We start from the raw sequence: 22,820 nt of genomic DNA, 5'->3' as shown, positions 1-22,820 counted from the left end.
GTCAGCTCACCTCCAGCGTCGGTACGACGACGGCCGGCGGCACCACGCGGGCGAAGCGGTCGCGTCGTGCGACCGGCTCGCCCTGCGTGCCGCGCGGACCGGCGATCTTGCTCGCGGCGATCTCGAGCGTCTTGCCCTTCTCCGTCTCGACCGTGATCGCGTCGCTCGGGCCGAGGGCGAGCGCGGCGCCGACGAGGCGCTCGCCCTCGGCGACCCGCATCACGACCGAGCCCTTACCCGGGCCGGAGAGCAGCGCGAGCTCCTCCACGGCCACGCTCAGCGCCCAGGCGTCGCTCGAGGCGCAGAGCACCCGGTCGGCGCCGTCCACGGCGTGGACGAAGAGCACCTCGTCGCCCTCGTTCAGCTTCGCGAAGCGGCGCCCGGAGCGCGTCGAGGGGTCGCGGTGCGGGCGCAGCGAGAACCGGAAGCCCAGCCCCCCGCGCGTGATCGCGAGCGCGAAGGGGGGCTCCGGCTCGGCGGCGTCCGGGGTCGGCGCCGGGACGTCGAGCGCCCGCGGATCGAACGAGAGCATCGCGATCAGCCGCTCGCCGTCGGCCAGCTTGAACAGCTTCTGCACGGGATCGCCGTAGCCGGTCGACTGCGGCACCTCGTGGATGCGGCACACGTAGCAAGCGCCGAGGTTCGAGAAGAACGCGACCGTCGATCGCGTCGAGCCCGCGACGACCGCGAGCACGCTGTCGCCCTCGCGGACGCGCGTCGAGGAGAGATCCCTGACCTCGCGCACGCGCTTCACCCAGCCCTGCGCCGAGAGGATGACGTTCGCGTCCTCGGCCACGATGAAGTCCTCGGCCTGGTACTCGGGCTCGTCGATCGAGCCGAGCACCTTGGTGCGACGCTTGTCGCCGTAAGAACCCTTGATCTCGACGAGCTCGTCGCGAACGATCCCCCAGCGCTTCGCGTCGCTCTTGAGCAGCCCCTCGATCCGCTTCGCCTCCGCGCGCTTCTCGGCGAGGTCCTTCTGCACGAGCAGGATCTCGAGCCGCGCCAGCCGGTAGAGCTTGAGCTCCAGGATCGCGTCGGTCTGCTCGTCGTTCAGGGCGAAGCGCTTCATCAGCTTCTCGGCCGCGTCCGCCTTGCCCTCGCTCTTGCGGATGATCCGGATCACCTCGTCGAGCGCGTCGAAGATCTTCTCGAAGCCCTCGAGGATCGTGATCCGCCGCCGCAGCTCACCGAGCTGGAACTCGAGCCGCCGCGTCACCGTCCCGTAGCGGAAGTCGAGGAACTTCGTCAGGATCTCGTGCAGGCCGAGCCGCCGCGGCGCGGCGACGTCCACGTTGTCGGTGGGCACGAGGCAGGTGAGGTTCACCTGCACGTTGGTCGCGAGCGGCGTCTGTTTGTAGAGGTACGCCATCACGAGCTGCGCGTCCGCGCCGCGCTTCAGCTCCATCACGATGCGCACCTCGGCGGTCGACTCGTCGCGTATGTCCACGAGCGTCGGCAGCTTCTTCGAGACGATCACCTCGGCGATCTTCTCGACGATCGCCTTCCGCTCGATCCCGTACGGGATGGAGGTGATCACGATCTGGGGCGCGGCGCCGCGCTTGCCGTCGCCCTCCTCCAGCCGCCACTCGCCGCGGAGCTTCAGCGAGCCCTGGCCGGACGTGTAGACGGCCTCGAGCTCTTTCTTCGTCGCGTGCAGCTGGCCGCCGGTCGGGAAGTCGGGCCCCTTCACGTACGACAGGAGCCGCTGCGTCGTGATCTCGCGGTTCTCGATCAGCGCGACGCACGCGTCGATCACCTCGCCGAGGTTGTGCGGCGGGATGCTCGTCGCCATCCCGACCGCGATCCCCTGCGAGCCGTTCACGAGCAGGTTGGGGAAGCGCGAGGGGAGGACGATCGGCTCGAAGCGCGTCCCGTCGTAGTTGGGACGAAAATCCACGGTGCGCTGGCCGAGCTCGCTCAGCAGCTCCAGCGCGAGGGGGCGGAGCTTCGCCTCCGTGTAGCGCATCGCCGCCGGCGCATCGCCGTCCACGGACCCGAAGTTCCCGTGGCCGGCGATGAGCGGCGCCCGCATCACGAAGTCCTGCGCGAGCCGGACCATCGCGTCGTAGATCGCGACGTCGCCGTGCGGGTGGTACTTGCCCATCACGTCACCGACGACCGCGGCGCTCTTCCGGTACTTCGCGTCCGGCCCGAGGTGCAGGTCGTGCAGCATCGCGTAGAGGATGCGGCGCTGCACCGGCTTCAGCCCGTCGCGCACGTCGGGGAGCGCGCGCGACGTGATGACGCTGAGCGCGTAGTTCAGGTACCGGCGCTGCGCCTCGTCGGCGAGCGAGGTGTCGGGCGCCGGGGGCGGCGGCGGCTCGCTGTCACCGGGCCGGCCACCACGGCGGCCCCTGCGAGGCGCCTCACCGTCGGGCGGAAGGGAGGGGGTTCGAGACACGCGTTACTCCAGGCAGTGCGCGGGGCACCGGTTGAACAGGTGCTCCGATGTTCAGGTGAGCGCTGGCGAGCCTCGGCAATTACCCAGGGCCTCGCGCTCGGTCAAGGCTACCTCGCGGGAATTTCTGGCGGCGAGGGCTCGCCTGCGCTCGTTCGGGCCCTGGCATAGCGTCAGTTGGCTCCGGGATCGACCCGAACGCCGGGATCGCAGCGTGACCCGTCGGTGACGCCCCGTTTTCGGCGTCCGCCCTTGAGACTCACGGCGCACTGGGCTACGGGGTGGCGCCTTGTACGCGACAGGCACCCGCTCAATGCTTCGCCTCCCCGGCCGCTGGCTGCGGCTCGTCTGGCTCGGCCTCTTCCTGGTGTTCGTTGCGGCAGTGGCTCGGCCCCGGCTCGCTGCAGCGCAGGTGCCCGGAGGTGCTCCGGACCCCCAGCAGCCCGGGGGTGACGCCACGCCGCCTCCCGCTCCGGCCGGTGCCGCTGCGCCAGCCGCCCCGGCCGCTGCGGCCGGGGGAGCGCAGCCCGGCGCCGGCGGTACACCTGTGCAGGGCGCCGCCGCTGCGGCCGAGCCGACGCTCGACCTGGCGCCCACGGAGGCCGAGCTCGCCCGCGGGCAGCCGGTCGCCCAGGTCGTCGTCGCCGGCAACCGGCGGGTCTCGACCGAGGACGTGCTCGTCTATCTGGGGCAGACGCGGGTCGGCCGGCCGTTCACCCCTGAGGGGCTGGCGCGCGACGTGCGGGAGCTCTGGGAGTCCGGCCTGTTCGACGATGTCGAGGTCGACCTCACGCGCCGCGACGACGGCGTGAGCCTGCGGGTGCTCGTCCGCGAGCGCCCGAGCATCAAGGGCATCGAGTTCTCCGGCAACAACGAGATCAGCAGCGAGGACCTGACCGAGGCGCTCTCGGTCGAGGTCAAGACCGGCACGATCCTGAGCTACGCGGCGATCCGGCGCGGCGTGCAGAAGCTCCGCGACAAGTACGCCGAGGAGGGCTACTTCCTCGCCGAGGTCAGCTACGAGATCGTCCCGGAGCGGGAGAACCAGGTCACCCTCAAGTTCACGATCAAGGAGCACGCGCCGGTCACCGTCCGGCGCATCACCTTCATCGGCAACCACAACATCCCGGACGAGGAGCTCCGGGAGGTGATGATCACGGGGCAGGGGGGCTTCTTCGCCTTCGGCACGGGCGGCCCTTTCCGTCAGGACGCGTTCGAGCGCGACGTGCTCGTGATCAACGCGCTCTACTACGACCGAGGCTTCCTCGCGGCGCAGGTCGCGACGCCGAGGGTGATGCTCACGCCCGACCGCACGGGCATCGAGGTCACGCTGACGATCAACGAGGGGCCGCGGTTCCGGATCCGCTCGCTCCGCGTCTACGAGCGGGACGCTGACGGCCGCGAGGTCGAGCCGATCGGCGGGCGCCGGGCGCTGCGCGAGATGGTCCGGGCCAAGCCGGGCGACTGGTTCAACCGCGCCGAGCTGGCGAAGGATCTCAGCGCCATCCAGACGCTGTACCGGGACGCCGGCTACGCCAACGTCGAGGCCTCGCCCGACACCCAGCTCGACCCGGACCGGCGGGAGGTCGACATCACCGTCGGCATCCGCAGAAACCAGCTCGTCTATTTCGGGCGCATCGAGATCCGCGGCAACACGAAGACGCGGGACAAGGTGATCCGCCGCGAGATGGAGGTCGAGGAGCGGAAGCTCTTCAGCGAGACGAAGCTGGAGCGGTCGAAGCAGCGGATCACCGCGCTCGGCTATTTCGAGCGGGTCGACATCTCCACCGAGCAGGGCGAGGACGCCCAGCACATCAACGTCAACGTCGACATCGGCGAGAAGCCGACGGGCACCTTCCAGATCGGCGCCGGCTTCTCGAGCGTCGAGAGCTTCATCGCGACGGCGCAGGTCCAGCAGGCGAACCTGCTCGGAAGCGGCCAGTCTCTCTCGCTCCAGGCGCAGATCTCGGGGCTGCGCCGCCTCATCGACCTGCGGTTCTTCGAGCCGTACCTGTTCGACAGCCCGTTCTCCGCGGCGGTGAGCGTCTACAACCAGCTGCGGGCCTACAAGGAGTTCTCGCAGACCTCCACGGGCGGCTCGCTCACGATCGGCTACCCGCTCATCGAGCCGGAGCTCCGCGCCCAGCTGACCTACACGCTGGAGAACGACGAGATCTCGTCCTCGACGACGACCGGCCTCGGCACGGCCGACGCGCGGTCCACGTTCCAGCGGCTCCCGCTCTACAACCTCTTCAACGACGGCATCACGTCCAGCATCCGCCCTGCGCTCACCTTCGACACGCGCAACAACCAGCTCTTCCCGACGTCCGGCATCTACCTGCAAGGCTCGGTGGAGCTCGCCCACAGCGCGTTCGGCAGCCAGAACGAGTTCCTGCGGTACCGCGCCACGGGGAGGTTCTACTACCCGATCACGGACAGCCTGGTCCTCAAGCTGAACACCGAGGCCGGCATGGTGACGAGCCCCAACCCGGAAGGGGTGCCGATCTTCGCCCGCTTCTTCCTCGGCGGCATCCTCGACGTGCGCGGCTTCGAGATCCGGGACATCGGTCCGCGCCTGCCGCTCCGCGACTCGCTCGATCCGAACTCACCGCCCATCGCGAACGGCGCGAACATCGGCGGCAACCTGATGTACTACCAGAACCTCGAGCTGGAGTTCCCGCTCATCGAGGCGGTGCAGATCAAGGGCGTCGTCTTCACGGACCTGGGCAACGCCTGGAACCTCGAGAAGCTCTACTGCAACGCCGCGCCCGCCTCGCCGCACGACGTCACGAACCCGTGCTTCTCGCTCGAGCGTCTCCTCGACGTCCGCACCTCATGGGGGTTCGGGCTCCGGTGGTTCTCCCCGCTCGGGCCGCTGCGCTTCGAGTGGGGCTTCCCCTTCAAGCGACTGCCCTACGAAGAGACGTACAAGTTCGAGTTCAACATCGGAAACTTCTTCTGAGCCGCTGGTCCGGGAGACGGCGGGGATGAGGGAGCTCCCCTGGCGCGCGGCCTCGCGGCTCGCGCGCCGCCGGGCGGCCCCTGCCGAGGAGCGTCCTGGCTGACATGGCGCGCGCGCAGCGCGGAGCGCGCGGGCGCTGGTCGGGGGCCGAATCGCGGTGAACCGCGGGGGCAGCGGTTGCCGGGTGGGGGCGCGGCTGTTAGGTGGAAAGCATGCGCCCGGAGCACGGCTCAATGGGGTTCCCCAGACCAGGCAAGGCCTTGCTGGGGATGATGATCGCGATCGGCTGTATCTGGGTGATGTTCACCCTGGGGCTGAACTGGGGAGGCGCCGGGGAAGGCGTGCTCCAGCCGTTCGTCGGCAGCAGCGAGCGGGTGCTCCATGGTCAGCTGTGGCGGCTGCTCACCGCGCCGCTCATCCACAGCCCGAGCGACCCGTGGCACTTCATCACGACGCTGCTCGGGCTGTACTTCCTCGGCACCTCGCTCGAGGAGCGCTGGGGCGCCGGCCGCATGGTGGCGTTCCTCTTCGGCTCTGCGGCGTTCGCTTTCGCGCTCCAGGTGGCGGTCGGCGCGCTCTTCCCGAAGGTGGCGCAGCCCCTGTTCTATGGCGGCCTCGGGATGATCGAGGCGGTCGCCGTCGCGTGGGCGCTTGCGCACCGCCACGCCACGGTCCGCCTGTTCTTCGTCGTCCCCGTGACGGGCACCATGCTGCTCGTCTTCATCTTCGGCCTGTCGGTGCTCAACGTCATCGCCATGCGCGCGCCCCCCGAGGGGCTGATCACGCCGTTCGGCGGCATGCTCGCCGGCTATCTCTTCGGCGACTTCTCCCCGCTCCGCCGCTTCTACCTGCGGGTGCGCTTCCGCCAGCTGCAGGCGCAGTCCGCAGCGCTCCGCCGCGTCCCCGCGGCGCGCGGCCGCTCCGGCGGCACCCCGCTCCGGGTCATCCCCGGCGGCCAGAAGGACCCGCCGAAGGACAAGCGCTACCTGAACTGAGGTCGCCGGAGAGCGCCTCTCGCGGGTCTCAGGCGCGCTCGCGGGCGCTCACGGCGCGGCGCAGCGGCGGAGCTCTTCGAGCGTCTTCGCGCGGGTGAGGCACTCGATCTCGCCCGGGCTCATCTCCCGCCCAGCGAGCTCCCGCTTGCAGTCGGACGTCCACTCGGACGAGAGCCGCTCGCCCTCGCTCTCGAGCACCACCGAGGCCTTCCCCGAGCCCCGTGGAGCCGCCGGCCCGACCCGCTTCACCTCTGCCGCCCACGCGGCGCGCATGGCCTCGCCGACACGGCGGCAGTCCTCCTCGGACATCGTCTTCTTGCCGCACCCGGCGACGAGGAGCGCGCCCGCGACCACGAGGAGGGCCACGGCGCGCTGCTCGGCGAGCGCGCTCCCCCCGCGAGCAGCGCGGGGCGCGCCGGGGAGGAGCTGGCAGCCCGGCCTGCGCGCGGGGGCTGCCTTCGGTTGCCGAGCAGGCCAGCGCACGGGCTAGCTGTCGATGAAGCTCTTGAGCTGCTTCGACCGGCTGGGGTGCCGGAGCTTGCGGAGCGCCTTCGCCTCGATCTGGCGGATGCGCTCGCGGGTGACCTCGAAGTCCTGACCGACCTCTTCGAGGGTGTGGTCGCTCTTCTCGCCGATGCCGAAGCGCATCCGGAGCACCTTCTCCTCGCGCGGCGTCAGCGTCTTCAGGACCTTCCGGGTCTGCTCGGCGAGGTTCATGTTGATCACGGCCTCCGCAGGCGAGATCACGCTCTTGTCCTCGATGAAGTCGCCGAGGTGCGAGTCTTCCTCCTCGCCGATGGGGGTCTCGAGCGAGATCGGCTCCTTCGCGATCTTCAGGACCTTCCGCACCTTGTCGAGCGGGAGCTCCATCTTCTCGGCGATCTCCTCGGGGGTCGGCTCGCGGCCGTACTCCTGCACGAGGTAGCGCGAGGTGCGGATCAGCTTGTTGATCGTCTCGATCATGTGGACCGGGATGCGGATCGTCCGCGCCTGGTCCGCGATCGCGCGGGTGATCGCCTGCCGGATCCACCACGTCGCGTACGTCGAGAACTTGTAGCCGCGCTTGTACTCGAACTTGTCGACGGCCTTCATGAGGCCGATGTTCCCCTCCTGGATGAGGTCGAGGAACTGGAGGCCGCGGTTCGTGTACTTCTTCGCGATCGAGACGACGAGGCGGAGGTTCGCCTCGACCAGCTCGGCCTTCGCGCGCTCCGCCATCCGCTCGCCTTCACGGATGTTCTCGTAGGTCTCGCGGATCGCCGCGACGTCGATGTTGAGCTCTTCCTCGACCTTCTTCAGGCCCTTCTGGGCGTTCTTGATGGTCGACTCGAAGTCGTTGAGCTCCTCGCGTTGGACGTTGAGCTTCTTGGCGAGCCGCCCCTCGAGGGCGCGGTTGCCCTTCACCTTGATGAGCTCGCGCTTGAGCTCGCCCTTCGAGAGCCCCGTGCGCCGCTCCAGCTCCGTCGCGCCGGCCTCGGCCTTCTCGACCTTCGAGATGAGGCTCTTCAGCTTCTGGACGATCTTGTCGATCGTCCGCTTGTTCAGGCGCATCTCCTCGAGCGTCGTCACGAGCTCGGCCGTCGCCTGCGTCACCTCGACGTCGATCTGCTTGCGGCGGACCTCGGTCTTCACGTCCTTGCGCTCTTCGAGGAGCTCCGCCTTCTTCTTGTCGACGCGCTTCACCTTGTCGATGAGGCGGATGATGCGCCGGTCGGCCTCCTCCTCGTCGAACTCCTGGTCGTCGTTCTCGGCGTCCTTGATGAGCTCCTTCACCCGGATCTTGTGCTTCCGGAGCTTCTCGCCGAGATCGATGATCTCGCGGACGGCGATGGGGGAGTCGAGGATGGCGGCGTTGACCTTCTGCTCGCCGATCTCGATCCGCTTCGCGATCTCGACCTCGCCCTCGCGGGTGAGCAGCGAGACGCTGCCCATCTTGCGGAGGTACATGCGGACGGGATCGTTCGACTTGGAGTAGTAGTCGACGTCCTCTTCCTCGCGGTCGGGCGTGACGACGAGCTTCTTCTCGCCCGCCTCCTCGTCGGCGATGCGCTTCGGCGCGATCTTCACCTGGGTCGCGCCGTCGACGATCTCGATGTCCTCGTCGCCGAGGGCGCCCACCACGTCGTCGAGCTGATCGGGCGCGACGTCCGCGGGGAGCGCGTCGTTCACCTCATCATAGGTGAGGAAGCCTTTGCTCTTGCCGGTCTCGACGAGTTTTTCCAGCGTCTTCCGGTCCTTCTCGGACCGCTCGGCTCGGATGCCCGCGTCTCCTTTGTTGCTTGGGCGTGCCCCTGCCTCGGCGTGCCCGCGTGTCGAAGCGTGCCGCGCGCCGTTCAGCGCGCCGCCCCCCGCCGCCCTCGCGACCCCGCCTGCCCGACCGGAAGATTGCTTGGCCTTGCTCGCCATTACCTCATGCTCCACTTACGGCGACCAGCTCGCCGCGACCGACAAGACACCAAATGATTCCGACAAACTTTAGGGATCACGCACGTCGGGGCGCCACGTCGGGGCGACCCGGAACGCATCAAGGAAGACCGAGCCCCCCCGCTCTTCGCTGGAATAGTTCACGCAGCAAAGCGTTTTCAGCATCGGCGTCGACCGCGCTCTTCTGAAGCTGGCTCATCACGGCGGCCTTCTGTCGCGCCAGGGCTTGCCTGCTCAACTTGTTTGAATTTTCCAAGAGCGTCGCCTTGGCCGTCGAGGCCGCTTCGAAGACAGGCGAGACCAGCCGTCCAGCCGCGAATGAATGGATCGGAGCCGGGACTTGCGCAAGAAATTCGCCGGCGGCAAGACCCATTTCAAAACTGAAATTTTGACGCGCTGCGACAATTGCAAGGGCGACGTCGCCCTCGAGGCATTCCAGCGCCCCCTGCACCTCGTCGTCAGCCAGGAGCTCCGGGAAATCGAGGAGAGAGCCCAGGATCTCGAGGCTGATCTCCTGGAGCTGCGCGCGCGACCGGGCGTGCTCCCAGGTATCGGTGCTCTGACCGGAGGGGGTCACCTCGCGGGTGGGCTGGCTTCGTGGCCGGGAGAGGGACTCCTCGACGACGCGCTCGAGCTGCCGCAGGTCATCGGGCGAGCGGCCGCCGATCACGAGCTTCGAGGAGACGCGATCGGCGTAGAGCTTCGCCATCATCCGGAGGTTGGGGTCGTCCTCCTCGGCGAGCAGCGCGGCCACGGCGCGCACGCGGGCGAGCTGCTCGGGTAGCGACGAGCCGCCGAAGCTGTCGCCGTCGAGCGCCTCGTCGATGAGGTGCTCGAGCAGGCCGCGCGCGCCCTTGACGATGCGGGCCACCGCGTCCGGGCCGTGCTTGCGCGCGAGATCGTCAGGATCGAGGCCGGCTGGCAGCGAGGCGACGCGCGCGCTGAGCCCCGCCTCACGGCACGGGGCGCGCGCCGCCCGCGTGGCCTTCTTGCCGGCCGCGTCGCCGTCGAAGAGCAGGACGACCGCGGGCGCGAAGCGCTTGATGAGCTTCGCCTGCCCCGGCGTGAACGCGGTCCCGAGCGGGGCGATCGCGTGTCCGATGCCGCGCGCGTGGAGGGCGACGACGTCGAAGTTGCCCTCCACGAGGATCGCCTCGCCGCGCTGCCGGACCGCCTGGCGCGCCTGGTACAGCCCGAAGAGGTGCTCGCCCTTCGTGTAGATCGGCGACTCGGGGCTGTTGATGTACTTCGCCGGAGCGCTGTCGGCCTGCGGCGCAGGGCCGGTGAGGCCGAGCGACGAGAGCTCCGCAGGGCTCGGATCTGGTAGCGCGCGCCCGCTGAACGCGATCACGCGGCCCATCACGTCGGTCACGGCGAACATGAGCCGGTGCCGGAAGCGGTCGTAGTGGCCGCTCCCCGACGAGCGCGGGACGAGGAGCCCGACGCGCTCCCCGAGCACCGGCGAGATCCCTTGTTGCCGCAGGTACGCGGTGAGCCCGTCCCAGCCGAACGGGGCGTAGCCGATCCGGAACGCCTGCAGGGCGTCGGCGATGGGGTCGACGGCTCCATCGCCGTCGCGGAGGGGCAAGCCGCGGCGCTCGAGCTCCTCGTGCGCGTAGCGCGCGAGCGGGTGGGGGCTGCTGCCGGGGCCCCCGCGGAGGCTGTGCTCGAAGAACGTCGCGGCGAGGTGGTTCACGGCGTAGAGGTCGTCCTTCGACCTGCGCGCGGCCTGCGCCTCGCGCCGCTCGGCGTCGGTCAGCGCCTCCGCCACCTCGATGCCGGCGCGCTCGGCGAGCTCGCGCACCGCCTCGGCGAACGTCCGGCCCTCGAGCTTCATCACGAAGTCGATCGCGCTGCCGGTCTCCTTGCAGCCGAAGCAGTGGTAGAACCCGCGGTTCGGGTTCACGTGGAAGCTCGGCGTCTTTTCCTTGTGAAAGGGGCAGAGCCCGGTGAAGGAGTGCCCGCGGCGCGTGAGGCGCACGCTTTCGCCGATGAGCGCTACGAGATCCGTGCGCTCTTTCACGAGCGCGATCGTCTCCGGAGAGATCATGGGCTGCCTTGAGGACCCCGTGCGCGCGGGGCCCGCAGATCGTCACAGGTGAACCCGGACGGCGTGGCGGCGTTCGCGCCAGCGCCCGGGCGGTGCGGGCAGCTCGCGAAGCGGGAGATCCCCCAGCCCCTCGCGGCCTGTGTGGAGAACAGTGTCCTGTGCGGCGGCCGCACGCGCAAGGCGGTAGCCGCCTGGTACGTCACTTCGGATCGGGGAACGGAGACCCGGGCCTCTTGTGATCTGTGAGGCTCTCGTCGGGCTGGGAGGCCTCGACCATCTCTTCGACCGACGGCGCCTCGGCGTGCTCGGCGAGGAACCGCGTGTCCTCGCGGACCATCGGCGGAGGCGGATCGCCGATGAGCTCGAGCTCGGTGGCGAGCCACTGCTCCTCTTCGATGAGCTCGCGGCGGCGCGGATCAGTCAGGTCGCCCTGCCAGTGGTCGAGCTCAGCATCGACCTCCTTGAGCCGGAGGCGCACCCTCACGACGTCGACGTCATCCTTCTTCGCGAAGCGCTCGGTGAGCAGCAGCGCGGTGTCGTGGGCGACCTCGACGAAGCCGTGGTGAACGGCCAGGCGGTGCTCCTGGCCGTTCTGGTGGTAGGTCACGAGGCCGGTCCGGAGCGCGGCGAGCAGGGGGAGGTGACCCGGGAGCACGCCGAACTCGCCGGCGACGCTCGGCGCGGTCACGTCCGTGACCTGCTCGCGCAGCGCGACGCCGGTCGGCGTCACGATCTCGAGGAGGATTGTGTCGGCCATGGCTGCGTCAGGCCGCCTTCTGCGAAGCTCGAGCCTTCACCTCGTCGATGCCGCCTACCATGTAGAAGTCCTGCTCCGCCACGTGGTCGAGCTTGCCGTCGAGGATCTCCTCGAAGCCCACGATCGTGTCCTTCAGCGCCACGAGCTTGCCCTCGAGCCCGGTGAACTGGGCCGCGACGAAGAACGGCTGCGACAGGAACTTCTGCATCTTGCGGGCGCGCGACACGACGAGCTTGTCGTCCTCGCTGAGCTCGTCCATGCCGAGGATCGCGATGATGTCCTGGAGGTCCTTGTAGCGCTGCAGCGTCTGCTGCACGCGCCGCGCGACCGAGTAGTGCTTCTCGCCGACGATCTGGGGATCGAGCATCGTCGAGTTCGAGTCGAGCGGATCGACGGCCGGGTAGATGCCGAGCTCCGAGATGGCGCGCGACAGCACGGTCGTGGCGTCGAGGTGCGCGAAGGCGGTCGCCGGGGCGGGATCGGTCAGGTCGTCGGCAGGGACGTAGATCGCCTGGACGCTGGTGACGGAGCCCTTCGTCGTCGAGGTGATGCGCTCCTGGAAGGCGCCCATCTCCGTCGAGAGCGTCGGCTGGTAACCGACGGCGCTCGGGATGCGCCCGAGGAGCGCGCTCACCTCGGAGCCCGCCTGGGTGAACCGGAAGATGTTGTCGACGAACAGGAGCACGTCCTGGCCCTCCTCGTCGCGGAAGTGCTCGGCCACGGCGAGCGCCGAGAGCGCGACGCGGGCGCGGGCCCCCGGGGGCTCGTTCATCTGGCCGTAGATCAGCGCGGCCTTCGAGATGACGGGGCTGCCGTCCGCGAGCTTCGACTCGCTCATCTCGAGGAAGAGGTCGTTGCCCTCGCGCGTCCGCTCGCCGACGCCGGCGAAGACGGACACGCCGCCGTGCGCCTTCGCGACGTTGTTGATGAGCTCCAGGATGAGCACCGTCTTGCCGACGCCAGCGCCGCCGAAGAGGCCGATCTTGCCGCCCTTGCGGTAGGGGGCGATCAGGTCGATGACCTTGATGCCCGTCTCGAAGACCTCGACCTTGGTCGACTGCTCGATGAACGGGGGCGGCTCCCTGTGGATCGGCGCCATCTTCTTGGCGTGCACGGGGCCGGCTTCGTCGATCGGCACGCCGACGACGTTCAGGATGCGGCCGAGGCACTCGTTGCCGACCGGCACCATGATGGGCTTGCCGGTGTCGCGGACTTCCATCCCGCGCACGAGGCCGTCGGTGGAGTCCATCGCGATGGCGCGCACCGTCGACTCGCCGAGGTGCTGGGCGACCTCGAGCACGAGGTTGTCAGGCTCGGCCGAGATGCTCGGGTTGCTCAACTTGAGCGCGTTCAGAATCTTGGGCAGCTGGCCCGACGGGAAATCGACGTCGACGACCGGTCCGATGACCTGGGTGATCTTTCCAACAACCATGGAGCGGGAGCCCTCCTCGTACGAGCTTTGACGAGTCGCGCGGCCCACTAGCACGGACCTGCGCGTCCGACTAGGGGTTCCGGGCGCTCTCCCGTGAGAAGACGCCGGCGCGCGACAGCGGTCAGCGGCCGCTGGAAGCGGCGATCCGCGCGAACGCTTCGACGCTGAGCGTCTCGCCGCGCGCGTCGAGCGAGATCCCGGCGTCCTTCGCGCGGCGATCGAGCTCCTCGGGCGACCAGCCGTAGAGGTTCTTCCAGGCATTCCGGAGCGTCTTGCGGCGGGCAGAGAAGGCGGCGCGCACGGCAGCTCGGAAGGCGTCCGTCTCCTCGGCGCGGCGCGGCCGCCACGGCGTCAGGACGACGACGGCGGAGTCGACCTCCGGCCTCGGATAGAAGGCGCCCGCGCGCGCGGTCAGGAGGCGGCGCACCTCGAACGCGGCCTGCACGAAGACCGAGAGCGCGCCGTAGTCACCGGTGCCGGGGGCGGCGGTCAGGCGCTCCGCGACCTCGAGCTGCACCATGAACACCGCGCGGTCGATCTCGTGCGCGATCGTGGTCGCCTGCTCGAGGAGCCGGCCCGTGAGCTGGTACGGGAGGTTGCCGGCCACCGCGCGCGGGGGCGGCTTGCCGGCGAGCGCGGCTACCCAGTCGACCTGCGCGGCGTCGGCCTCCATCAAGGTCAGCCGGCCTTCCTCGATCGGGCCAGCGAGCTGCTCGCGGAGGATGGGGACGAGGTCGCGATCGCGCTCGATCGCGACGACGTGCGCGGCGCGATCGAGGAGCGGCCGCGTGAGCGCGCCGAGCCCCGCCCCGATCTCGAGGACCGCGCCGCCCGCCGGCGTGGTGGCCGCCTCGGCGATCCGGCGCGCCGCCTCGACGTCGACGAGGAAATTCTGCCCGAACCCTTTCTTTGGAGAGAGCCCGCGCGCGCGCAGGAGCTCGGAGATGGACATCGCTCGTCCTCAGGCCTGAGGTGGGTGCGCCCCGCCATGGGGGGGCGCGGGCGCGGCTGCGCTCGGCGCGGCCGAGGTCGTCGCGCGGAGGCGTACCACGCGAACGCCGACCTTGCGCAGCACGGCTTCACGGCGGGTCTGCGCCACCCGCGCACGGATGAGCACGGCCTCGGCCGCGATCGGCGCGAGCTCCTGGAAGGCCCTGTTGGGCGGCGCGAGGCTCTTCTGCTCCTCGTCCACGTCGCCCTCCGGCAGCCGCGGGGCTTCCCAGGGCGGACCGAGGCCCGGCTCGAGATCGGGGAGCGTCCACATCACCTGCACGGCCTTGCGCGAGAGCCGTCGCACCGCCTCCGAGAGCCGGCTCAGCTGCGCGTCGGCGGGCGGCGGCGCGAGGACGTAGACCATGCTCGCGCGCGGCTTGGTGCGCGCGACGTGCGTGAGCGACTCCGCGACGGTCACGGCCGGATCGCGCCGGTCCGGCTCGGTCCGCGCGGGCGATTCGATGCCGTAGCTGGCGAGGTAGCGGCGCAGCGTGCGTTCGCGCTGCGAGCGCCCGAGCGGCGCCGGCGCCGAGAACGGCGCCCGCGCGCGCATCGACTCGGCGCGGGCGGCGAGCCGGTCGAGGTCGCCGCGGCGCAGGTCGTCGAGGCCCCGCGCGTCGAGCGGCCTGAGGTGCTCGAGGACGCGCGCCGCGACGTCGGCCTCGTCGAGCTCGCTCCGATCCGCGTCGTACGTGCCGCACCCGACGGTGAGCGCGTGCGCGATCTTCTGGCCGTGCCCGGGGCCATGGTCGGGCGCGATCGTCACGCGCGGGCCGGGGGCGAGGATGATGAGCCCGACGCGATCGCCGCGCCCGAGGTGCCTCGTGGCGATCGCCGAGGCTTCGTCGATCATGAGATCGAGCGGAGCGCGGCCGAGCGGGCCCGCCCAGAGCTCCACGGCCGCGTCGACCAGGATCCAGACCACGTCCCGCTCCTCGCGCTCGAACTCCCGAACGAGCAGCGTGCCCCGGCGCGCGCTCGCCTTCCACGCGATCTTCCGGAACGGGTCCCCCGGCTGGTGCTCTCGAAGCTCGCGCAGATCGTCTCCCTCGCCGCGCACGCGCCCGGGCCTGCCGGAGGCGGCGAGGAGATGACTGCGTCCTCCGCGCGGCTGCGTCAGGTACGCCATGAAGGGCCGCGGGAGGACCTCGATCCCGTAAGGGTTCGCGAAGGTCAGCGGCACCTCGAAGAGGCCGGGGGCGCCGTGCACCTCGAGCGCGAGCCCGTGGAGCCCGTGCTGGCCGACGCGCGGCGTCCGCACGACGACCTTCACCTTGAGCCGCCCCGAGGCGGAGACCTCCCCGCGGTTCGGCTCGATGCGGACGTCGAGCTGCGACGAAGCGATCGCGCGCAGCTTCACGTAGCGAGCCGCGAGCGTGTCGCGGTTGCGCACCTCGGCCTCGATCTCCACGGTGCCGCCCCGCGCGGACCGGAGGACCCGCTTCGAGCCGCCCCAGAGCATCTCGAACCCGGCCGCGCGGATGCGCGCGACCGACACCAGCGTCACGCCGCGGGCGAGCGCGATGGCGACCAGGATCGCCCCGCCCCAGCCGACGATCGCCGGCTCTCGCGCGATCAGCCCGGCGCCCATGACCGCGACGCCGGCGATGGCCAGGTGGGCTGCGGTGCGCGTGGGGTAGAGCTGCATGGGCGATCTACGCCGGCCGCGCCGCGCGCCGGTAACCCACGCGCTGGACCGCTTCCTCGATGATCGTGTCGCGCGCCTTCATGTCCACGTCGGCCTCGGGCACGAGCACCAGGCGGTGCGCGAGCGCCGCGGGCGCCATGCCGCGCACGTCGTCCGGCGTCACGAACGGACGCCCGCCGATCACCGCCGCCGCCTTCGCTGCCTGGATGAGCGCGAGCGTGGCCCGCGGCGACGCGCCGAGCAGCACGCGAGGGTGCGTCCGCGTGAACGCCGTGAGGTTCACCGCGTACTCGTACAGATCGTCCTCCACGTGGATCCGCCGCGCGACGCCCTGCAGCATGAGGAGGTCCTGGACGGCGAGCGTCGCGCGCGCCCGCGGCGGCTCGACGTTGTGCGCGCGGAGCATCGCGACCTCGTCCTTGTGCTGCGGGTAGCCGAGGCTCACCCGGATGAGGAACCTGTCGATCTGCGCCTCGGGCAGCGGGTAGGTCCCCTCGAGATCGATCGGGTTCTGCGTCGCGAGCACCATGAAGGGCGACGGCAGCTCGAAGCGATCGCCCTCGATCGTCACCTGCCGCTCCTGCATCGCCTCGAGGAGGGCGGACTGGGTCTTCGCCGGGGCGCGGTTGATCTCGTCCGCGAGCACGAGGTTCGCGAAGATCGGCCCGGGGCGCAGCGTGAAGGTCCCCTCCTTGGGCGACAGGACGTAGGTCCCCGTGATGTCGGCGGGCAGGAGGTCGGGCGTGAACTGGATCCGCCGCACGGACGCGCCCAGCGCGGCCGCGAACGCCTTGACCAGCGTGGTCTTCGCGACGCCGGGCACACCTTCCAGCAGCACGTGCCCCTGCGCGAGCAGGGCGGTGAGCATCAGATCGATCGCGCGCGGCGATCCGATGTAAACGCGCGTGATCTCCCGCCGGACCGCCTCGATCCGCTCCTTGGCAGCGGAGATTTCGTCGACGGCGACGGCTTGAACCTGGTTCATCGAGCGCCTTTGTCAGAGGGTGGTGTTGCGAGCTTCGCGTCGGTCTGCGAAGGAGGCGCGGTCGGGCGACCTTCGGGCGCGCCGGGGTGAGGTCCACGAGGCGGCTTCCGGCCGTCGGCGCCGCAGGCGGCGAGGACCTTCCGCACGACATCGGCGGCGTGCAAGAGCGCGGTCCTGGACACGTTCGCCGGCTTGCCGGCGACGACGGACGCTTCGACTCGGTACATGGTGCCCAGAACCTCCTTGAAGGCCGAGAGGGCTCGCTCGTCAAGAGCTCCCTCTCGGGCCACGAGCCGCGCGACCGCTTCCTGCCCGGGGTTGGGCTCGAGGCCGAACCGCACGGACAGCGCCTCGAACAGCGCGTTCTTCAGCTCCAGGAAAGCAAGCCCGCGCGGGGACGAGGGGGCGGCGAGGACCGCGAAGCGCCCGGCGGCGCCTCCCTGCGCGACGAGCGGCGTCGGGCGGGCGTACCGAGGGAGCGGGCTCCTGTAGGGCCTCGCCGAGGCGCGCGCGGTCCAGATCGCGAGGCCGAGGCCGGCGAGCGCCGCGAGGGCGAGGAGGGCGCCGCCGGGGAGCCCGTCGCGGCGGGCGTCCTCGACCGCGCTCGCGAGCGCCTTGAGCTGCTCGTCGAAGTCCTTGCGGAGCGACGTGTCGCCGCCGAACGAGCTCTCCTCGTCGAACCGGTTCGCGACGACGAAGAGTCGCCCCCGGCGCGGCTGAGCGCCATCCTCGTCGACCAGGTAGCGGGCCAGGCCCGAGGCGAAGGCGCGGTTGCCCGGGTACCTGAGCATCATGTTCATCAGCGCGGACGGGTCGCCCATCGCGAAGAGCCGGCCCTTGCCGACCTGCCCGGCGACGGCGACGATCACGTCTGGCTCGCTGACGGCGCGGATCCGCAGCACGGGCGAGAGGTTCGGGTGCCGGAGGCCGGTCGCGTGGTTCGTGACGAGCCGCTGCACGTGGCTGACGACGGGGTGGGGACCGATCGCGTGGCCCCCGACGATGTCGACGACCGGCTCCGCGATGGCGAGGGAGGGACGGTTCCGGAGCGCGGCGACCGGCCGGGCTGGCGTCGGGATGCGCTCGATCTGGAACCGCCGGAGCGTGTCGTCGCCGCGGCCGAAATCATCGACGATCGCGAGCCGCCCGCCGGCCTTCATGAACGAGGTGGTGTCGTCCCCGTCGAGCGCCTGCAGCGGATGGAGCACGAGGATGCCGTCCTCGGGGCCGACCTCGCTCCAGTCGAGCACAGCGACGGCGTGGACCCTGGCGACGCCGAGCTCCGCGCGCGCGATCTCGAGAAACTCCGAGCAACCTTCCCAGCTCGGGTCGTTGACGTCGAAGGCCGCGCTCGCTGTTCGGGCGGGCGCGAGCAGCGCGCCCACCGCGACCAGCGCGACCAGCGCGACCGAGAAGGAGCGGCATGTCACCCGCCGGCGCACATGCGGGCGCCGATCATCCCAGTGAAATTCGAAGGATGCGTGCGCAAGCCACGCGCCGTACCGCGTCATGAGCGCCGCGAACATACCACTGTCGGCCCGAGCGATAACCTTGACCCGCCATCCCACATTGCTAGATTCGCTTCTAAGAGCGGGGTGCTTTCTCCCAGACCTCGTTCCACCAATTCAGCCGAGCACTCTACGAGGTGGAGGGGTTAGTCGATGCTTCCTCCGTTCATCATCGAGCAAATACGGCAGCGCGAAGAAGAGAAGGATCGGTCCCGAAGAGAAGAAATTCGACCGCGCCTCGAGCTGCCGATCGAACGCTACCCCGCACCTCGTCGTCTTCCGGACGCGGAAGAGGACGATCCCAACCGGGGCGTCATCATCCTCGATCTGGGTTGACGCCACGGTGTAGCACGCCCCCTCCGCGATTCCGGCAGGAACGCCAGCTGAACGGCGACCCCTGCAAGACGTCCCCCGAGACGCTCTCCGCTTTCACCCCCACATTCTGAAGTTCTGAGGTAACGAGCGCGACGCATCCTCCCGATGCGCCGACGAGGAGCTCGGTTTCTCGCGTGAACCGAGCTCTGGCGAGGCTTGTCTGGCGGGAACGGACGAGGGGAGGCCAGGCGGTCGCCCAGAAAGTTGCCGTTTGCGGGGCTCGCCATGCCGTGCGGGGTTGACCACGAGCGGGATCTTCGCCTAGGTTGCGCCCCCACTTCTGGCGCCGAGCACTGAACGAGCTACGCTCCGGCGCCTCAGAGCAGGCCGTGCACAACATGCGCACGGGCTCTTCCATTCGATCGAGGTTCTACAGATGGCCGTTCATATTCGCCTCGCCCGCGCGGGCACCAAGAAGACGCCCTTCTACCGCATCGTCGTCGCCGACCAGCGCAGCCCGCGCGGCGGCAGGTTCATCGAGCGGCTGGGCACGTACGACCCGCGCAGGACGGAGATCCGCCTGGATGTGCCCCGCGTGAGGCACTGGATCTCGAACGGCGCCCAGCCGACACACACGGTGGCGCTGCTCCTGAAGCATCCTGGGCTCGCCCAGGCGGCCGCCCCGGCGGACGCCGCGAAGTAGCATGGCCTCCTCGACGTCTCCGCTGGTCGATCTCGTCGCGCTCGTCGCCCGGGCGCTCGTCGATCACCCGGACCGGGTCGTCGTGCGCGAGGTCGTGGGCGACCGCTTCCCGCGGATCGAGCTGACGGTAGCGCGCGAGGACATCGGCAAGGTGATCGGCAAGGACGGCCGCACCGCGCAGTCGATCAGGACGCTGCTGAGCGCCGCCGCGAGCAAGTCGGGGCGGCGCGCGCACCTCGACATCCTCGACTGAGACGGATCCGACGTGGAGCGACGCTACGTTCCCGTCGCGGAGGTCGCCCGTCCGCACGGCGTGCAGGGGGAGCTGCGGCTGCGCCTCTACAACGAGGCCTCCGACCTGCTCGTCGCGCGGCTCGCGGTCAAGCTGCGCTTCCCGGACGGCGCTGAGCGGGACGCGAAGATCGCCGCGACGCGGCCTGCCGACAAGGCGTTGCTCGTGCGGCTCGCGGGGGTCGACGATCGGGACGCGGCGGAGGCCCTGCGCGGCGCGCAGGTGTGCGTGCCGCGAGACGCGTTCGCGCCGCTCGACGAGGGCGAGTTTTACGCGTGCGACATCGAGGGGGCTCGCGTGATGACCCCCGAGGGCAAGGTGCTCGGGCACGTCAAGTCGCTCCAGTCGTACCCGACCTGCGACGTCCTCGTCGTGGAGAGGCACGGCGCGGAGTCGATCGAGATCCCGCTGACCGAGGGCTTCGTCGGCAGCGTGGACGTGGAGCAGCACATCATCCAGCTGGTCACGCTGGAAGGCCTCGTCTGATCCGCCGCTCGGCGCGAGGTCGCTCGCGGCAACAAGCTCCATGCGCATCGCTGTAGTCACCCTGTTTCCAGAGCTCTTCCACGGGTTTCTGGCGATCGGCATGGTCGGGCGCGCGCTCGCTTCGGGCGCAGCCTCCGTGCAGATGCGCAGCCCGCGCGAGTTCGGCCTCGGCCGCCACCGCAGCGTGGACGACACGCCCTACGGCGGCGGCTCGGGCATGGTGATGCGCGTCGACTGCATCGTCCGCTGCATGGAAGCGCTCGATGAGGCCGCCGCTGCAGGTGAACCCGGGAGCGCGCCTCCGGGGGCTGCGTCGGCGGAGGCATCTGTCCCGGCGGTGGCGGAGGCATCTGTCCCGGCGGCGGCGGAGGCATCTGGCCCCGCCCAGCGAGCGCACCGGGTCCTGCTCACGCCGCAGGGACAGCCTTTCCGGCAAGCGAAGGCGATCGAGCTCGCGGCGCGCCCAGCCATCGCGCTCGTGTGCGGCCGGTACGAAGGGTTCGACGAGCGGGTCCGCGCCTTCGTCGACGAGGAGATCTCGCTCGGCGACTTCGTGATGACCGGCGGCGAGGTGGCGGCGATGGCGGTGATCGACGCGTGCGTGCGCCTGCTGCCAGGGGTGCTTGGCAACGCTGGCTCGGCGGAGCACGAGTCGCACAGCCCCGCCCTGGCCGGGCTCCTGGAGTACCCGCAGTACACGCGCCCCGTGGAGTTCCGCGGGCACAAGGTGCCCGACGTCCTGCAGCAGGGGAACCACGCCGCCATCGCGCGCTGGCGACAGGCGCAAGCGGAGCAGCGCACCGCCGAGCGCCGGCCCGACCTGTGGCGCAAGGCGCGAGGCGGAGACGCTGCGCCGGACGACGGCGGCGAGGCGCGACGATGAGGCTCTCGCTCGCGCTTGTACACTACCCGGTGCTCGACCGCTCCGGCGAGACGGTGACCACCGCGATCACCAACCTCGACCTGCACGACATGGCGCGGAGCGCGCGTACGTACGGGGCCGAGCGGCTCTTCGTCGTGCACCCGGTCGAGGCTCAGCGCGCGCTGGCGGAGCGGATCAGGGAGCACTGGGTGGTCGGATCCGGCAAACGCCGGATACCGGATCGTGCCGTCGCCCTGGATGTGCTGACCGTGGTCGCCAGCCTGGAGGAAGCGTACGGCGCGATGAGCAGCGAGGGGCGGGAAGGCGTCGAGATCTGGACGACCGCGGCGGCCTCGCGAGGGCTCCCGGTGACGAGCTATGCAGCGAGCCGCGCGCGCCTCGCGCAGGCGAGCCGCCCGGTGCTGATCCTGTTCGGCACGGGCTGGGGTCTCGCGCCGGAGCTCATCGCCGACGCCGACGTCAGGATCGAGCCGATCCGGGCTGCAGCGAGCACCGGCTACAATCACCTCAGCGTGCGCGCGGCGTGCGCGATCACGCTCGATCGGCTGCTGGGCGAGCAGAGCGCCGGGTGAGGCCGCGCGCCCGCTGAGCGCGAGACCAGCGCCGCCTTCCGTACTACCGTCACGACCGTCCCATCACCGTCAGTCTCCAGCTGTCTCCATCTGTCTCCATCTGTCTCCATCTGTCTCCAACATGAGCAAGCGCGAGGCCCATCGTCCCGCAGGGGAGACGAGCACGGAGCGACCGACGCACGACCGGCTGGTGCGCGAGCAGGCGTTCGCGCTCGGGTTCGACGTCGTCGGGGTCGCGCGCGCGGACGAGCCGCTCGGCGTCGAGCACGCGCGATACCTCGAGTTCATCGAGCGCGGCATGCACGGGGAGATGGGCTACCTCGCGGAGTACGCGGAGCAGCGGCGGCGGCTGGACACCAGCGCGATCCTCGAGGGGGCCCGCTCGGTCGTGTGCGTCGGCCGCAGGTACGCCCGGCCCAGGGAGAGCGAGGGGCGCGACCCGTCCCTCGCGCAGAGCGTCGCGCGGTACGCGCGCGGGCAGGACTACCACAACCACCTGAAGCGCCGGCTGCGGCGGCTCGCGTCGTTCATCCGGTCGCTCGCGCCGTCCGTCCTCGCGCGGCCGCTCTGCGACGTCGAGCCGGTGATGGAGCGCGTCTGGGCGGCGCGCGCTGGCATCGGCTTCGTCGGCAAGAACGGGCTGCTCATCACGCCGGGGCAGGGGAGCTACCAGCTGCTCGGCGAGGTGGTGACCACGCTGCCGCTCGTCCCCGACGTGCCCATCGCGGAGCGCTGCGGATCGTGCACGCGCTGCCTCGACGCGTGCCCCACGCAGGCGTTCGACGCGCCGTTCGTGCTCGATCCGCGGCGCTGCGTCGCGTACCTGACGATCGAGCAGCGAAGCGCGCCCGCCGAGGAGCTGAGGCCCAGCATGGGAGAGCACCTCTTCGGCTGCGACGTCTGCCAGGAGGTCTGCCCGTTCAACAGGACCGCGCCGCCGCCCCTCGAGCGCACCGCGCCGTTTCATCCGCTGGCGCGATGGGAAGCGAGGGACGTCGACGACCTCGCGTCGCTGGACGAGCAAGAGTTCGACGCGCTCACCGTCGGGACGCCGCTCCGGCGGGCGCGGCGCGGCGGGCTCGCCAGGAACGCGACCATCGTCGCTGCGAACCGTCTCGCGCGCGGCGCAGAGGGCGCGGCCGCGGCGAGCGCGAGGCGCGCGCTGGCCGCCGCGCTCACCCACGACGACGCGTCGGTGCGCGCCGTCGCCGCATGGGGGATGAGCCGCTCAGGGTTCGGCGAACCGGCGAGCCCGGCCGCACCTCTCCCCATCGGGCCGCCCGAGGATCCCGATGCGCGCTGAGGCGCGCGGCACGCCACGACGGGTCGAGGCGCCGCGGCGCGGCGGTGCTCGGGCGCCCTTCGCGGGCGCCCGATGATCCGCTACGGTGTCCGCCGGCAAGACGCCGCGCGC

General features: G+C 70.6%; 19 protein-coding genes. 9 read left to right on the top strand and 10 right to left on the bottom strand.

Features of this window, described 5'->3' with window-relative positions:
* Position 1 precedes the first annotated feature (1 nt).
* Entirely contained in the window at positions 2 to 2,404 is a 2,403-nt protein-coding gene (locus tag WME85_RS27640; protein WP_437825352.1) for a DNA gyrase/topoisomerase IV subunit A, read from the bottom strand.
* A 310-nt stretch (positions 2,405 to 2,714) separates the two neighbouring features.
* On the opposite strand from WME85_RS27640, the gene bamA reads away from it, so the two are divergent.
* On the top strand, positions 2,715 to 5,363 hold the full coding sequence (bamA, locus tag WME85_RS27635; RefSeq protein WP_437825351.1) for an outer membrane protein assembly factor BamA: 2,649 nt from the start codon (positions 2,715 to 2,717) through the stop codon (positions 5,361 to 5,363).
* Positions 5,364 to 5,596: 233 nt separating this feature from the next.
* Entirely contained in the window at positions 5,597 to 6,358 is a 762-nt protein-coding gene (locus WME85_RS27630; protein WP_437825350.1) for a rhomboid family intramembrane serine protease, read from the top strand.
* 48 nt (positions 6,359 to 6,406) lie between these two features.
* On the opposite strand, the gene WME85_RS27625 is transcribed toward WME85_RS27630, so the two are convergent.
* The 9 genes from WME85_RS27625 to WME85_RS27585 form a co-directional block, all read right to left on the bottom strand.
* Positions 6,407 to 6,724 (bottom strand): hypothetical protein, encoded by a 318-nt coding sequence (locus WME85_RS27625; RefSeq protein ID WP_437825348.1) that lies wholly within the window; start codon positions 6,722 to 6,724, stop codon positions 6,407 to 6,409.
* Positions 6,725 to 6,844: 120 nt separating this feature from the next.
* Positions 6,845 to 8,764, bottom strand: a complete 1,920-nt coding sequence (gene rpoD / locus WME85_RS27620; RefSeq protein ID WP_437825347.1) for an RNA polymerase sigma factor RpoD — start codon at positions 8,762 to 8,764, stop codon at positions 6,845 to 6,847.
* 118 nt (positions 8,765 to 8,882) lie between these two features.
* On the bottom strand, positions 8,883 to 10,832 hold the full coding sequence (dnaG, locus tag WME85_RS27615) for a DNA primase (RefSeq protein WP_437825346.1): 1,950 nt from the start codon (positions 10,830 to 10,832) through the stop codon (positions 8,883 to 8,885).
* A 199-nt stretch (positions 10,833 to 11,031) separates the two neighbouring features.
* Complete coding sequence (gene atpC, locus WME85_RS27610) at positions 11,032 to 11,589, bottom strand: ATP synthase F1 subunit epsilon (RefSeq protein ID WP_436619521.1); 558 nt, start codon at positions 11,587 to 11,589, stop codon at positions 11,032 to 11,034.
* A gap of 7 nt (positions 11,590 to 11,596) precedes the next feature.
* The gene (atpD, locus tag WME85_RS27605; protein WP_437825345.1) at positions 11,597 to 13,021 is read right to left on the bottom strand and encodes a F0F1 ATP synthase subunit beta; all 1,425 of its coding nucleotides are present in this window, start codon (positions 13,019 to 13,021) and stop codon (positions 11,597 to 11,599) included.
* Between the two features lie 121 nt (positions 13,022 to 13,142).
* Entirely contained in the window at positions 13,143 to 13,973 is an 831-nt protein-coding gene (gene rsmA, locus WME85_RS27600) for a 16S rRNA (adenine(1518)-N(6)/adenine(1519)-N(6))-dimethyltransferase RsmA (RefSeq protein WP_437825344.1), read from the bottom strand.
* 9 nt (positions 13,974 to 13,982) lie between these two features.
* A complete protein-coding gene (locus WME85_RS27595; protein WP_437825343.1) occupies positions 13,983 to 15,662 on the bottom strand; it encodes a DUF58 domain-containing protein in 1,680 nt (559 codons plus the stop codon).
* Positions 15,663 to 15,669: 7 nt separating this feature from the next.
* Positions 15,670 to 16,647 carry an AAA family ATPase gene (locus WME85_RS27590; RefSeq protein WP_437825342.1) on the bottom strand — a complete coding sequence of 326 codons (978 nt, stop codon included), beginning with the start codon at positions 16,645 to 16,647 and terminating at the stop codon, positions 15,670 to 15,672.
* Positions 16,644 to 18,077 (bottom strand): DUF4350 domain-containing protein, encoded by a 1,434-nt coding sequence (locus tag WME85_RS27585; RefSeq protein ID WP_437825341.1) that lies wholly within the window; start codon positions 18,075 to 18,077, stop codon positions 16,644 to 16,646. The genes WME85_RS27590 and WME85_RS27585 overlap by 4 nt, the downstream gene beginning before the upstream one ends.
* Before the next feature lie 231 nt (positions 18,078 to 18,308).
* On the opposite strand from WME85_RS27585, the gene WME85_RS27580 reads away from it, so the two are divergent.
* The 7 genes from WME85_RS27580 to queG all read left to right on the top strand — a co-directional run bounded on the left by WME85_RS27580 (position 18,309) and on the right by queG (position 22,709).
* Positions 18,309 to 18,491 carry a hypothetical protein gene (locus tag WME85_RS27580; protein WP_104982642.1) on the top strand — a complete coding sequence of 61 codons (183 nt, stop codon included), beginning with the start codon at positions 18,309 to 18,311 and terminating at the stop codon, positions 18,489 to 18,491.
* A 415-nt stretch (positions 18,492 to 18,906) separates the two neighbouring features.
* Positions 18,907 to 19,173 carry a 30S ribosomal protein S16 gene (gene rpsP / locus WME85_RS27575; protein ID WP_012237071.1) on the top strand — a complete coding sequence of 89 codons (267 nt, stop codon included), beginning with the start codon at positions 18,907 to 18,909 and terminating at the stop codon, positions 19,171 to 19,173.
* A gap of 1 nt (position 19,174) precedes the next feature.
* The gene (locus WME85_RS27570) at positions 19,175 to 19,426 is read left to right on the top strand and encodes a KH domain-containing protein (protein WP_437825340.1); all 252 of its coding nucleotides are present in this window, start codon (positions 19,175 to 19,177) and stop codon (positions 19,424 to 19,426) included.
* A gap of 12 nt (positions 19,427 to 19,438) precedes the next feature.
* Complete coding sequence (gene rimM, locus WME85_RS27565; protein ID WP_437825339.1) at positions 19,439 to 19,951, top strand: ribosome maturation factor RimM; 513 nt, start codon at positions 19,439 to 19,441, stop codon at positions 19,949 to 19,951.
* A 40-nt stretch (positions 19,952 to 19,991) separates the two neighbouring features.
* Positions 19,992 to 20,834 carry a tRNA (guanosine(37)-N1)-methyltransferase TrmD gene (trmD, locus tag WME85_RS27560; RefSeq protein WP_437825338.1) on the top strand — a complete coding sequence of 281 codons (843 nt, stop codon included), beginning with the start codon at positions 19,992 to 19,994 and terminating at the stop codon, positions 20,832 to 20,834.
* Entirely contained in the window at positions 20,831 to 21,406 is a 576-nt protein-coding gene (locus WME85_RS27555; RefSeq protein ID WP_437302007.1) for an RNA methyltransferase, read from the top strand. Before trmD ends, WME85_RS27555 begins: the two co-directional genes overlap by 4 nt.
* Positions 21,407 to 21,527: 121 nt before the next feature.
* On the top strand, positions 21,528 to 22,709 hold the full coding sequence (queG, locus tag WME85_RS27550) for a tRNA epoxyqueuosine(34) reductase QueG (protein WP_437825337.1): 1,182 nt from the start codon (positions 21,528 to 21,530) through the stop codon (positions 22,707 to 22,709).
* The last annotated feature ends 111 nt before the right edge of the window (positions 22,710 to 22,820 follow it).

Origin of the sequence: Sorangium sp. So ce1153, from assembly GCF_051521595.1 — a bacterium.
Classification (GTDB): Bacteria; Myxococcota_A; Polyangia; order Polyangiales; family Polyangiaceae; genus Sorangium.
The sequence above is the reverse complement of the archived record's forward strand: the minus strand, read 5'-3'. Positions and strand labels throughout refer to the sequence as shown.